Below are 13,365 nucleotides of genomic sequence, written 5' to 3' on the forward strand. Positions count from 1 at the left end.
ATACGGAAAGGAACAGTGGGCGCACCAAGGCGCCGTTGATCCATAACGGCGATAGTGATCCTGAATCGCCGCGCCTTCAAGTGCCAAGATCTATCTCGTTTCGTCCACAAACCTCTGGATCATGCCCTCCACGCTCGTCAGGGGCTGGAGTGTTCGCGAGACAGGCGGGAGGGGAACAAGAAAAAGGCGGCCGTATGGATGGAGGAGCGGCCGCCAGAAGTCAGGTTACTGCTGTGACGTAACGGAAAGGCGTGAACCACGTCGCCTTGCCAGCAGGCGACATTGTGCCTGCTCCGCCAAGCCTTCAAGAGGGGCAATATTTTCTCACGGCTTTTTCACCAACCGCGTGATCGCCGGCCCATGATCGCCTCTCGCCGCGGGCGAGTGTCGCGTCTTCGATGGTGCGGACAAGAAAATGGCGACCCCATGGTACAGGGTCGCCGAGTGGCAGATCGCTAAACGCTGAGCCGACTGGAAAGGCAACCCAAGAAGCCTTGTCCGAGCCTGGAGGTGCGTTTTCCAGCCCTGATTTCAAGGCGAGATTACGCTCTCGTGTCATGGCGGCAGACTGGCTGTCTCGGCGTCATCGAGTTCCCATGCCTGGCAAAGTGCCTTGCGGACCGAGGCATGGAGCGATTTCGGCAAACGGTCGATGATGTTCCTGGATTTGCTGCATCGTGACCATGAATCTGGGCCAGGCGGTTGAAATATAAAACCGGCGGAATGCGTTCGCTCCGGCAAACATTCCAGAACCGGGGATCACTGTTTCCACTTGCCGCCAGCGCTTCTGCCCGGTGGCCTTGGCACCAGGGTGGATGTGACCCGTGTCAGCCACTCGATGGCGCCGGGTGTGGCGCGCCAGATGGCTCCGTTATCCTTGGCATATTCGCCGGCCTCATCCTCTCCACCCAGCGTGATATACCCGTCCCGCGAGGCGATCACCGGACGTCGCCCAGACAGGATCTCCGGCACGTAGCCGTTTGCCACCCAGGCTTCTTCCGCAAGCTTGTCGGCCGCCGGACTGTTCTCCCGAAAGGCCAGCAATGCCCGCGTATAGAGCCACATCGCGGTGCCGTCGTCTTCGAACTGCCCCAGCAGTTGTTTCAGGGCATCCGTATGCCCAAGCGCCAGAAGATAACCGCTCAGCAAATAGCGAATGCCCTGATTATCATTCGGGTTGAGCTCAAGCATCGCCTGGCAATGCCCGATCGCCTCCTGATGCTGGCCCATCGCCCAGAGCACCACCGCAAGACCTTGCCGGGCCCGCATATACGGCCGGGTCTCCAGAAATCCCCAGAAATGCCCCGCATACTCCTTGAACCCTTCAGGACCGATCGCTTTCTGTCCCGCCTCGACCCCCAGCCGATAAAAGGCCAATGCCTGCTCGACCGACCGGGCTTCCTCTTCCGCAAGAAGCACATAGGCGTCGGCACAGAGCGAAGATATCGCGAGCGCCTGCTTTGCCAGCCTGATCCGCTCCCGCCGGTCCGTCGCGTCCCAGGCTTGATACATGACGTTCTGGGCAGCCGAGATCGGATCGGCGTCCTTCGCTCCCCCGAACAGCCCCGCCATCATCCCTTCCATACCCCGCCGGTCGGGCAGTGGTGATATGGGGCCGTTCTGCGACCCACCGCCGGATTTCCGGAGCGATGGTTTCCGTGGCTTTTTCGATACGGGCAAATGCATCTCCATTCCACTGGGACTGGCGCCAACGCTTCGATCACCGCTTCATCCTGTAATTGGTGCCTTGCTTGTTTCCATCCGGCAAAGCAGCAGCTTCTGATGAGACTGGGTTGGTCCCGATGATGAGGACAGGCGTCAGCTTGATCATCATATTTCCATCCCCCGCCCCTGTCGATGGTTTGCCTCGCGGGTTGATCTCTGCCGTTCCGCCTGCTTTTCCAGCGCGGCCTCCCGGGTTTTGCCAGCTTCGGCGGTCCGCTGCCGTGCCTGCTCGAGGGTTTTCTGCCGCGCTCGTTCGCGACTGATATCGCTCACCGGCATGTCCCGCTGCCGCCCAGGCTCATCCGCCGGTCCGCGCGCCAGCACGCTGCGAGCGCTCTGCCGCTCTGCCCAACGGGACCAGGCAGCAGACAACTTCTCCCGATCATCGGTGATGATCCTCAGACCGGAGCGCTCGCGCGACGCCGCCACATAGGCGGTCTGCGCCGTCGCCACCCGGCCGGCCTCACCCACCACGATCGTCCGCTCCACCGTCGCCCCCTGGCTGCTGTGGATGGTCCGGCAATAACCGTGATCGATCACATGCGCCCGATCCATGCTGATACGGATTTCCGCCCCGGCATCACTGCGCACCAGCGCCTCGCCCCGTGCCCGGTCCAGCCCGGTCACCACGCCGCCCATGCCGTTGTTGACGCCAAGAGCTCGGTCATTCTCCCGGAACACGATCCGCTCACCCTCAGCCAGGCCAAGCGCCCGCGCATGATAGGCGGTCGCCGTCTCGCCTGATGGCCGCCAGGCAATCTCCCGGACGCCGGCCCCGTCGGCAGCGCCGCCCAGCGATCGCAGCGTCACATGATCCCCGTCCCGGCCGACAACCTCCCACTGGCTGCCACGCTCCGCCACGGCCGCACGACAATCTTTCAGCGGCCGGGTGAACACCACCACCATCCCGGACTCGTAGGACTGAACCCGTCGTGCCTGCTCACGGGTAAAATCCGCCTTGTCGAGCGCCTGCACCGAGAGCTCATCGCGGCCGATCTCGCCGCGCGCCCGCAGGCCAGTGCGAATTTCCGCGTTCACCACCGCACGCATCCGCTTGGTACCCGCCAGCACCAGCGTATCGGCCCGTTCCGCAGCGCCAAGACCAAGATAGGCTTCGGCTGCCGTCACGGCGAGCTGATCCTTGCCAACCACTGTCATGTAAGGCTGCGCCGCCTGCACCGCACCGGCCGCATCACCACGCGCAAAACGCTGCACAATCTCCCGCAGCGCAGGATCACGCTGCCGCCGGACCTCATCCATCCGCACATGCCGCAACACGTTGGCCTCCAGCATCTGCTGGAACGGCGAGCCGGCCTCCACGCTCGCCAGCTGACGTGGATCACCGACCATCAGCGTCCGCGCCCCCTCCACCTCGGCACGCCGCATCAGTCGGTCCATGTCACGTGCCGAGACCATCCCCGCCTCGTCCAGGACGTAGAGACGCCTCTCCCCCTCACGCACCATTTCAGGCGCCGGCTGGCGCAACCCGGCTTCCAGGGTCAGCGTCCGGTCGCAGCCCGCCGTGCCCAGTTCACGCGCCGCCGCCGCACTCGGCGCAAGGCCGATCACCTCATAGCCGGCCTGCCGGTAGGTCTCGACAATCGCCGCCATCGACCGCGTCTTGCCCGACCCCGCCGCTCCGACGATCCCCAGATGCCGGTCCGCCGAACCCAGTGCCAGCCGTACCGCCTCCCGCTGTCCCCCGGTGAACACCATGTTCTGCCGATCTTCATGCGCCGCCAGCAGCGCCTCGATCGCATCGGATTCCCCCAGCGGGCGGGCAGCATCCCGTCCGGATTGCACCAGTTCGAGCACCCGGTGTTCGGTCTCCAAAGCCTCCCGCGTGGTGAATACAAGCCCCCGACGCGCATCCGATCCGGCTACCAGCCCCCCTTCACGCGCCTCAATCGCCCGCCGGATCCCTGCCGGCGTCACCATGCCCATTCCCGCCAGCAGCGCCTCGCGCATCAGGTCCGCTTCGCTGAACACGCTCGCGCGTTCACTTAGATGCCGCGCCGCCCCCGTCACCACCTCCCGCGCCAGAGCCCATTCATCCGGCCGCCAGGCGTCGCCGTCGCGGCCGGCAACCAGAACCTTGCCCCCACGCTCCCTGGCCAGCGCGGCATGGCGGAGCTGCTCAAGGTCGACCCCGACCTCGCGCGCCCGGGCGCGCCACGCATAACGCTGGTCAAGCTCTCCCGGCAGCCCCTTCTCCAGCCGCGTCGATACATTCGCCCGCACCCGTTGCGCCGCAGTTGCCCTTTCCCGATCCAGTCCACCCGCCGTCAGCGCCCGGTCGATCTCCGCCGTCCGGCGGCTGAATGCTGCAATCTGCTCCCGCGTCAGCCCGGCAATCTCGAACCCGTCCCGGGTCCGCTCCACGCTGTAGCCAAGCTCCACCGCCCGTCTCGCAAGAGCTGCCTTGTAGACCACGTCCATCAGGTGCAGCGTCTCGTTCCGAACCCCAAAGTCCAGTGACGCGGCACTCCACACGCCATCCGATCGCTGCGTCATGTTCGCAATGACCAGATGCGTATGGATCTGCGGGTCCGCCATCCCGTCGATCGGCCGACTGTCTTCGTGTCGGTAAGCCGCCGCAACCATGCGGCCAGTCCGTTCGATCACTGCCCCGGCCTTGCCCCGGCGGGCTACCAGCATCAGCCGTTCCACCTGTCCCGCCGCCTCGCGCACCGCTTCATCATGTGCCTCCAGAAGACGGGCATCTCCCCCGGCCAGTGCCAGGATGCTCACACTCTTCGGCGCGCTGATCGTCAGATCATGCCCGAGACGCCGGCTCGCCAAACGATTGCCCCGCCCGCTCAGATCCGTCCCGTCCGGCAACTTGCCAGACAGAACCGCCATCAGTGCCGTACCGTCCACCTCTCCGGACAGGCCCAGTTCAGCCGCCCCCGATCCTAGCCAGGCCGAAGGGGCGGACCGGCCCTGGTAATAGCCGATCGCGGCCACACTCTTTCCTGTTTCAGGTTCATCCCGCGACGCTTCCAGGTAGCGGACGACACCAGCAACACTGGCGCCGGCGCCGGCGCCTTGCCCGGATCCCTGAGCGGTCAGGTGGCTGTACGATATCATTCTTGCTGATCTCTATTTGCCGTGGATGCCGCGGGCGTCACCCGTCTCTGTTGCCGGCCGTTTTGGGGCGTGATACCCCTTGCCTCGCATCATAGGTGCGGTTGTGTGTAAAAGCCAGGCAAAGCCTGGCGTCGATAGACAGAAAATACTACCAAAATTGATAAAAAGTCACTTCATGGATGACATATGACGCGAAAATTTTGATGGATTTTCAGGGCATATAATCATGTCTTGTCATGATAATCAGACGTGAGATACTCTCATAATTCGAAACTCTTGTGGCAGGATAAAAAGACAATGAACGATCAGCGCAAGCAATCAATCAGGATCAGTCGACATGATCTCAGGGAGATCGCATCACGCATGAAAGCCCTGCCCAATGCCCATGATGCCGATATCACCACAAAACGCGCGGCGATCGAAGCACTCAGCTCAGAGATCAAATCCATGCGCGATAAAGGCTACACAATTGCACAAATCGCCGATTGGCTAAAAGCCAATACACCACTTGTCGTCAGCGTCCCGACGATTCGCGCAACCATTGCCGGGAAGACAACACGCAAACGCAAATCACGCACCACCTCCGGATCGACAGGAAATCCACAATCGACAATCATGTCGCATGTGCCTGGCAAGCGGTCCGGCATGGCCGCCGATCATGCTGGCAATCGCATAAGGGACAAGTCCGATCTACCAAGGACCGCCGTCGAGCCAAACCCGGGAAAACCTGGCGGACAGAAATCCGCCGGGACATTCGATCTCGGGAATGACGACGTATGAGCCAGATCATCTATGTCGGCGGCAACAAGGGCGGCGTTGGCAAGTCGATGGTCGCCATCGCCCTCGCCGATCACCTCCGTCACGTCCTCAACAGATCCGTCTTTCTGGTCGAGACCGATACCGCCAATCCCGACGCCGCCAAATGCATCGGCACCGAACTCGACGCCACCCTCGCCGCCGATACCCGCACCGAAGCAGGCTGGCAGATCATGCTCAACGCCATCGAACAGCACCGCGACATGACCTGCGTCATCAATGCCGGCGCTCGCGACAACGACGCGATGCGCCGTTTCGGCGACTACCTCCACCGCGGCGCCGAAGCACTCGGCATGCCCCTCACCGTCGCCTGGGTGATTAACGACGAACGCGACAGCCTTCTGGCCTTGCGGGATTTTCTGGAAACCTACTCCGGCCGCGTCCAAATCGTCGGCAATTGCTTCTTCGACGAGACCGCCCGTTTCACCGTCTACCAGGACAGCAAGACCCGCCTCACAATCGAGGCGCGCGGTGGAACCCTCCTGCCCAGGGGTTACGCATGAAAATTTGGGGCATAATTGACGGCACGGAATCGGGTGTGATTCGGGGAGTCTCCTTGAGATTGGGAGACGTGCATGTCGGTGAGGCGGCTTGTGGAGGAATTTTCGGCCCTGACAGACCCCCGCTGTGGCGGCAAGGTCGAGCACCTGCTGATTGATATTCTGGTGATTGCGGTGTGCGCGGTGATCTCCGGGGCGGAAAGCTGGGCGGATATAGCGCTGTATGGCCGCAGCAAGCAGGATTGGCTGGGCACGTTTCTGGCGCTGCCGAACGGCATTCCATCCCACGACACCTTCCGACGTGTGTTCATGCTGATCGATACCGGGCGTTTCGAGGCATGTTTCGAAGCGTGGGCGCGCTCATTCGGGCCGACTTTGGACCGGGAAGTGGTGGCGATTGACGGAAAAACGATCCGCGGCTCGTTTGATCGTAGCCGGGACCAGGCGGCGCTTCACGTTGTGAGTGCATGGGCGAGTGATCGGGGACTGGTGCTCGGCCAACGTCAGGTCGGCGACAAATCGAACGAGATTACCGCGATCCCGGAATTGCTAGATGTGCTGGACATCAAGGGCGCCATTGTCACGTTGGACGCGATGGGGTGCCAGCGAGCCATCGCCGCCAAAATCCTTGAGCGGGGCGCCGATTATCTCGTCACCCTGAAAGCCAACCAGGGGAAAAAACACAGCGCCGTGGAGGAGCTTTGCGCAACCACCTGCTTCAGCCGCTCACCCACTCATCGGCCGGTCCACGACGAATTCGATGATGGTCACGGCCGTCTTGTTCGGCGCCGGGTATTCGTCTGTCCAGACGCCGTAGCGCTGGAACCGCTACGCGACTGGCCGGGGGTGAAGAGCGTTCTGGCCGTGGAAACCATCCGCGGCGTCAACGGATCCGGCAAGATCGAAGCCGAAATCCGCTACTTCCTGTCCAGCAGCGACGATCAACCCGAAATCCTGGCGAAAGCGATCCGTCAACATTGGCAGATCGAGAACAGCCTACACTGGGTGCTCGACGTCACCTTCAACGAAGATCACTGCCGGATCCGGGATCGTAACGCCGTCCAGAACTTCTCCCTGCTTCGCAAGATCGCGATCAACCTCGTTCGACGCCATCACGCATCAAAGGCCAGTCTCAAGGGGCGACGCAAAATGGCCGCCTGGGATAACCGTTACATGGAGCAAGTGCTCACCGGCATCTTTCATGCGTAACCCCTGCCCTCCTGCCTTTCCCCATTCTGCCCAGGCCCCTCGCCGCCGCAATCAAGACCGACCGGCGCTCACCCGCCACAATCCTGGCAGAGGCACCGCTCTTCGAGCGCATCGCCCTGGAAAAATGGCGCGCCGATTGCGCCGAGACTTTTGCACCCTTGCTCACGGAACATCCGTTCGCCACCGCGCGAACCTGAACAGGCTGCTGCCGCCAAAACGATAGCACCAGATCGCAAGTTCGTCGGTATGTCGGCGAGCCGATCTTCCTTCGCAAAGGACCGACCCGCCGATGGCCACCGATATCGAGAGCACCTACCGTGAGATCGCCGGCTTCGGGCCCGATCAGGAAGCCATCAACCGCATCCTCAGCGCCGGACGCGTCCTCCGTCTGCAGCAGAACGATAGCGGCTGGCTCCTCCTGATCACTCTTGAGGCCCATAATGCCACGATCCGCAACACGCTGAACGCCGCATCCACACTTGCCGCGGCTGCTGGAACCGCCGCCACCGACGCTGGCAAGGCAGCCGCCGCCATCGCCCGTGAAATCGGCCGCGCCGGCCCGACCCTCGGCAAGGCAATCCAGGACGCCACCATCGAGGTCGGCCGGGATGTCCGGGGCAGCATCGATCAGGCCACCCGAACCGCCAGTAACACCATCACCGAAACAATTGCCACCGGCACCAGAAAGATGGACGCTGCGATCGGCGAGACCTTCAGCCAGGCTACCACCCTGCTCAACCAGGCCGCCGACAACCTCCGCTCCGGCGCTACCGCAAACCGCGACAGCTTCATTGCCCAATGGGAAGACCTTGCCGCCAAGGCCACGACGAGAACCCTCGATGAGCGCGTCCGTATCGAAGCCGCACGCTCTCGCCGGGCCACGCTCGGCGCCTTCACCATGGCTCTCGCCATCACGGCCATCGCCTTCGGCGCCTCGATCTTCATCGCCCATCGTCAGGGCTGGCGCCATGGTTACCGCACCGGCCAGGCCGATCTCCTCACCCACGTCCATAACCAGAAAAGCCGTGCCTCCTGGGCCAATACACCCAATGGTATCCTGGCCTATCATCTCTACAAGGCCGGCTTCATCCGCCAACTTGCTACCTGCTCCCGACCGGGATGGAAAATTATAACCAGAGACGGCAAGCCGCTCTGCCTTCCAGAAGCAACAAAACACGGATCCGTCTACGGTTGGTTCCTGAAATGACCCATCCCCCCAGCCCTTTCACTTCAAACTCAAGTTCACACGACAGATCAATCAGAGAGGCACTTCATGAATTATCCCGTCTAGGAGTTGCCAGCACGATCACAGGGTTGCTTGCATGGGTGGAAAAGCACAACCGGCGGACAGAATGTCCAGTGACTTCTTATCCACACCGAAAGTTATCCACAGCATAAAGTTCAATTTCTCTTATATTCAAATTCGCCGCGAAAAAATTAAGATGAATCAATTAGATAGGTGGGTAAATTCAGACCAAACGGGCGGTTATACAGGACTAAGTGGGCGGGCAATTCAGACCTAAGGGGCGGGCAATTCAGACCAAACGGGCGGAGTGGTCTTTGCTGGCGTTCTGATGGCCAGGCGGCCGCTAACCGATCGCTTTGGGCTATCGAAAAGGGCGCTGAGCGCAAGCTTGGAAGCGAAACCGCCCGATAAAAAGTTCCTTCGAGGGCAGTGCAGACCAAACGGACGGCCTTCCCGGAGTCGGTGCTGCGTTGAATTCAGACCAAACGGGCGGCTCCTCTGGCAGCGGATTCTGGTTCAGACCAGACTTGATAAGATGTCCTGTTCCTGATATGGCTTGCTGAGTATGAGCCTTACGATTTCCCAGAAAACCAACGCGGCCGGGTTTCCAAAGCCGAGCGAGCTGATTGAGATAACTGGCGCGCACCAGCTTGAGGCGTCTGACCGCGCCATACAGAACATGCTGTTTCAGCATGCCCACGACAGCGGCCGGATGACGCATGCGGACGCGGAGTGGGAAATCACCTTCGCGGAAATCCGCCGCCCCCTGTCGAAGCACGAGAGCAACGACCGCGTGCGGGCGAGCCTCGACAAGCTGATGAACATTCAGGTGGTGGTGCATTACCTGTCGGTTCGCGGCGAACCGCGCACGATGAAGACCCACCTGCTGGAATTCACCGACACCGATGACCGTGACGGCGACAACGCGACGGTCGTGTTTGGCATTCCCAAAAAGCTCCGGGCTGCCCTCGCCCGGTCAAACCGCTGGGGTCGCGTACGGTGTGAAATCACCTATGCGATGACCAGCAAATACGCGATTGCGCTCTACGAGCTGGTCTGCCTGCGGATAAACCTACACACCTGCATCGAAGTGTTCACGATTGAGCGTTTCCGCGATTTGCTCGGTGTTCCGCCGAACGCCTACGCGGACGGTCAGGACTTCCGCCGCAAGGTGGTCGAGCCTGCGGTGCTGGAAGTCAATAAGATGTCCGACGTGCATGTGGACATCGAACTCCGGCGCAAGCATGCGCGCGCCGCCATTCACGAGGTCGCGGTTGCGTGGCGCAAGCAGGAAGGCGACGAATTCCGGGAGTCTATGCGGGAGAGGAACCGCAGCAAGGTCGGCCGGAAGGCGCGGTTGCGCGGGCTGGTGGAGGCGGTCGAACCCGGCGCGTTCACTCTGGCCGATGCCGCCGGAGCGGCGGGCGTAGCCGTACCGAGGCGCGGGGAAGGGCGCGAAGCGGCAGTGGCGGAGTAGATTTCTAGATTTTCACATATCCACATTTTCGGACATCCGAAAATGTGGATATGTTAAGTTTTTGACTTAACCCAGTCTTCCAGCAGTTCCTGCAACACGTCTGATAGGTCGCGTCCGTCATCGTCCGCCTGCAACCGTGCGGCGGCCGCACGTTGCGTCTGGCGTTTGAGAAAGTGGGAATAAAGCTTCCACTCGGGGTTGCTGCGCTTGCCGGTGGCCGGGCGGCCCCTGCCCTTCTCGGCTACCGGTGTCATTGCTGGCGCTGATGGCGGGAGCACCTCAATCGGCTCCGGCGCTTCCGCTTCAGGCGGCTGCCGGTGGAGTTCCGCAAGTGCTGAGAATTTGCCCCGTTTCTCAGCCATGGACGACTTCCTTTGCCGCCGCTTCGTAGGCATCCCACGCGCGGGCGGCGTTGCGGTCGTCCTTCACGGCATAGACCGGCACGCCCTCTGCGGCGGCTTTCTCAAACGCGGCGAGGCGAGGGATTTTGGACGCAAACACAGGGATGCCCTCGCTGTTGAGCACGTCCCGGAGCTGCTGGCCTTCGGTACGGGGTTTGGGTGGCACCATCGTAAGCAGCACCCGATGTGCCTTGTTTCCGAGGCTGCGGAGCTTGGCGAGCGTGTGGATCAACCCATCCGTCGCTACGCTTTCCGGCACGGCGGGAATGACCAGTAGGTCACAGTTTTCGGCCAAGTCCCTGAAATCGTCGTCGGTCGGGTTGCCCTCGGTGTCGATGATGATGTGCGTGAAGTCGCGGATATGGTTCACCATCTGCGCGTGTGTCACGACTTTGAAAGGCAGGCCGGTGTCCCCTCCCCGCTTGCTCCACTTGGTCGCGCTGCGGATGGCGTCACCGTCCACCAGCAGCGTGGGAGCAAGGCGTTGCAGGTAGGCGGCCAGATGGATGGCCGTAGTCGTCTTGCCGACGCCGCCTTTGTAGCTTGTGACTGTGATTATCATATATCCGTCTATTCGAAAATCTAAATTACCGCCTATGTAGATATACGAAAATCTATTCCTATGTCTATGCTGCATTTTCACCCTGCCGATTATGTGAAAATCCGAAAATATGAATATCCGAATTTCCATATATGTATTAATGTGCTATGAACCTCACCCAAACGAGCAGCCTCGCGGGAAGGGGGGGCGGTCGTGGCCATCTAAATCACTAGACACTTGACGCGACTACTGGTAATCCGTAGTGCCTGTGCAGGATGAGTTTTTCCAGTGGGACGATGCTAAAGCGTCCAGCAATTGGCGGGACCATGGCGTCACATTTGAAATGGCGCGTGAAGTGTTCAAGGACCCGTTCGCTCTTGAATGGATAGACGATACTCAGGGCGTGCAGGAGCCGCGATATTCTATTATTGGCTTGGCCGAAAATCGTATGCTGTTTGTCGCTTACACGATGCGAGGCGAGGTTATTCGCATCATATCGGCTCGAAAAGCGGAACCCTATGAGCGCCGGAGGTATCATGATGACAACGACTAGCCATGACTGGAGCCGCGCCGACGCGATGACGGAGGATGAAGTCCGCGCTGCAGCGCTAAAGGACCCTGACGCACAGCCCCTGACGGAGACGCGTCTGGCACGCATGCGGCCTGTGCCTCGCACCAAGACAATGCGCCGTGCGCTTGGCCTGACGCAGGAGGCGTTCGCTGCGCGCTATCATATTCCGCTCGGCACGCTACGCGATTGGGAGCAGGGAAGGGCGGAACCTGACCAGACGGCACGCGCCTATCTGACGGTCATCGCTCGCGACCCGGAAAGCGTTTCACGCGCACTTGAGTCGGGACCGCATGCATGACTGATGATGCCGATTGACGGCAAGGACGAACGTGGCCCGTGAGTGACCAGCTCGAAATCTGGATGGATCAGCTTCACCTGGTGGCCCAAGGCGATAAGCCGCCGGCCCCAGTGGTGCGCCCCGGCACAGGCTTCGAGCGCCACCTCGGTCGGCGCCAGCCGGGCGAAGAACCGCTCAATCTGCGCGCGCCCGAGGTCGTGGCGCAAAACCGGTCGTTCCTTCTCGTCCACCGCGTGGATCGTGAAAACATGTTTGGACGTGTCGATCGAAATCCGCTTGTATTCCATCGGGCGGCCCTTTCATCGGGTTGGTTATTCGACCCTACCTTGGCACATTCGATGCCGGCGGGCCGTCCACCCCAACAATCAAGTCGCCAAAACCCGCTTGCCAGCGTCAAACCAATCCGATTAACGTTCCGAGGTCGCGATCACTTTCTCATCCAGATTGTTGGGCTACACGTCGAACGCGGCACATTCGGCCGGCGCATCTGCCATGGATGTTCCCCTCTCCCGAATCGAGGTGACCCATCGATTCAGGTCGCCGGCGGTTTGTCACGTGCTCCTTCACCCGATTGCCCTGCTGCGCACCCGGTCCGCCAAGCCTTCAAGGGCGTTCTTTCATCGCCGCTGCCTCCCGTTCCTGCATGAGGGCGGCTTCCTCGGCACGACCTGACGCCGCCAGCGCGGCGATGACGCCGGCGCGGTCAGCCCGGGGTTCGCGGTCATGAGGCACATGCGGTCGTTCGCGGCTTCGGCAAGCAACTGATTTGATTGGATTTCGGCCTTCGTCGACGGTGGCAAATGGCTCAAACATGTAGGCACACGACTCTCGCGTTTGTGTCTTTATAAGCCGTGATGAACTCGCTACGAGTGCGGCATGTATCTTCGGATGACCCAGCGGCGGAATCGGGACGGATCGGTCGTCACCTACTATGCCCTCGCTGAAGCGGTCTGGAACACCGAGGCCAAGCGCCGCGAAGCGCGGGTCATCCATAGCTTCGGCCGCGCCGATCAACTCGATCGCGCCGCCCTCGAGCGCCTGGTGCGCAGCATCAACCGGGTGTTGGGCGAGGACACACAGACCGGTCGTGACCCGACCGCAGTCACCGCGCCGCCCGATATCGAGATCGACGCCGCCTTCGAGTTCGGCATTCCGCTGACAGCGCGGCATCTGTGGGAGGACCTCGGCATCGGCCCGGCGGTCCGGGATTGCCTGAGCAAGGCCGATCTCACCGCCCCGCACGAAGTGGCACTGTTCGCGATGGCAGCGAACCGGCTCGATGATCCGGGTTCGAAGCGTGCCTGCGCGGAGCGGTGGCTCGCCGACACTGCCTGGCTGCCGGAGGCGACCGACGTGACGGTCGACCAGCTCTACCGCGCCCTCGATGTACTCGCGGTCTGGGCCGAAGAGATCGAGCGGGCGGTGTTCCTGCGTGCCGCCGATCTGCTCCGCCTCGATGTCGATCTGATCTTCTATGACACCACGACGGCG

The 13,365-nt window shown here is 61.6% G+C and carries 12 protein-coding genes and 1 pseudogene; 9 read left to right on the top strand and 4 right to left on the bottom strand.

The features are described 5' to 3' along the window. Positions 1 to 759: 759 nt before the first annotated feature. Both APM_RS19225 and mobF read right to left on the bottom strand, forming a co-directional pair. Positions 760 to 1,572 carry a tetratricopeptide repeat protein gene (locus APM_RS19225; protein WP_158005027.1) on the bottom strand — a complete coding sequence of 271 codons (813 nt, stop codon included), beginning with the start codon at positions 1,570 to 1,572 and terminating at the stop codon, positions 760 to 762. Positions 1,573 to 1,830: 258 nt separating this feature from the next. After that, the gene (mobF, locus tag APM_RS19230; protein ID WP_050807243.1) at positions 1,831 to 4,815 is read right to left on the bottom strand and encodes a MobF family relaxase; all 2,985 of its coding nucleotides are present in this window, start codon (positions 4,813 to 4,815) and stop codon (positions 1,831 to 1,833) included. Between the two features lie 297 nt (positions 4,816 to 5,112). On the opposite strand from mobF, the gene APM_RS21045 reads away from it, so the two are divergent. From APM_RS21045 to APM_RS19250, 5 genes are all read left to right on the top strand, one after another. Further along, a complete protein-coding gene (locus APM_RS21045; protein WP_007425065.1) occupies positions 5,113 to 5,595 on the top strand; it encodes a hypothetical protein in 483 nt (160 codons plus the stop codon). Next, a complete protein-coding gene (locus APM_RS19235; RefSeq protein WP_007425066.1) occupies positions 5,592 to 6,134 on the top strand; it encodes a hypothetical protein in 543 nt (180 codons plus the stop codon). The genes APM_RS21045 and APM_RS19235 overlap by 4 nt, the downstream gene beginning before the upstream one ends. A 72-nt stretch (positions 6,135 to 6,206) precedes the next feature. Then, positions 6,207 to 7,340: an ISAs1 family transposase gene (locus APM_RS19240; RefSeq protein ID WP_039889326.1), complete on the top strand. Its 1,134-nt coding sequence runs from the start codon at positions 6,207 to 6,209 to the stop codon at positions 7,338 to 7,340. A 289-nt stretch (positions 7,341 to 7,629) separates the two neighbouring features. Continuing rightward, positions 7,630 to 8,547, top strand: a complete 918-nt coding sequence (locus tag APM_RS19245; protein ID WP_007425068.1) for a hypothetical protein — start codon at positions 7,630 to 7,632, stop codon at positions 8,545 to 8,547. 604 nt (positions 8,548 to 9,151) lie between these two features. After that, positions 9,152 to 10,063 (top strand): replication initiation protein, encoded by a 912-nt coding sequence (locus APM_RS19250; RefSeq protein ID WP_007425069.1) that lies wholly within the window; start codon positions 9,152 to 9,154, stop codon positions 10,061 to 10,063. 53 nt (positions 10,064 to 10,116) lie between these two features. Here APM_RS19250 and APM_RS19255 read toward each other — a convergent pair whose 3' ends face one another. After that, the gene (locus APM_RS19255; RefSeq protein ID WP_007425070.1) at positions 10,117 to 10,425 is read right to left on the bottom strand and encodes a hypothetical protein; all 309 of its coding nucleotides are present in this window, start codon (positions 10,423 to 10,425) and stop codon (positions 10,117 to 10,119) included. Next, on the bottom strand, positions 10,418 to 11,026 hold the full coding sequence (locus APM_RS19260) for a ParA family protein (RefSeq protein WP_039889330.1): 609 nt from the start codon (positions 11,024 to 11,026) through the stop codon (positions 10,418 to 10,420). Before APM_RS19260 ends, APM_RS19255 begins: the two co-directional genes overlap by 8 nt. A 241-nt stretch (positions 11,027 to 11,267) precedes the next feature. Here APM_RS19260 and APM_RS19265 point away from each other — a divergent pair, with 241 nt between their 5' ends. The 4 genes and pseudogenes from APM_RS19265 to APM_RS19275 form a co-directional block, all read left to right on the top strand. After that, positions 11,268 to 11,558 carry a BrnT family toxin gene (locus APM_RS19265; RefSeq protein WP_371259418.1) on the top strand — a complete coding sequence of 97 codons (291 nt, stop codon included), beginning with the start codon at positions 11,268 to 11,270 and terminating at the stop codon, positions 11,556 to 11,558. Further along, on the top strand, positions 11,545 to 11,874 hold the full coding sequence (locus APM_RS21050; RefSeq protein ID WP_039889331.1) for a helix-turn-helix domain-containing protein: 330 nt from the start codon (positions 11,545 to 11,547) through the stop codon (positions 11,872 to 11,874). Before APM_RS19265 ends, APM_RS21050 begins: the two co-directional genes overlap by 14 nt. 38 nt (positions 11,875 to 11,912) lie before the next feature. Continuing rightward, entirely contained in the window at positions 11,913 to 12,521 is a 609-nt protein-coding gene (locus APM_RS22865; RefSeq protein ID WP_241763230.1) for a hypothetical protein, read from the top strand. A gap of 229 nt (positions 12,522 to 12,750) precedes the next feature. After that, positions 12,751 to 13,365 (top strand): annotated as a pseudogene (locus APM_RS19275) (transposase); the annotation flags it as partial.

This window comes from Acidiphilium sp. PM, assembly GCF_000219295.1.
Lineage (GTDB): Bacteria > Pseudomonadota > Alphaproteobacteria > Acetobacterales > Acetobacteraceae > Acidiphilium > Acidiphilium multivorum.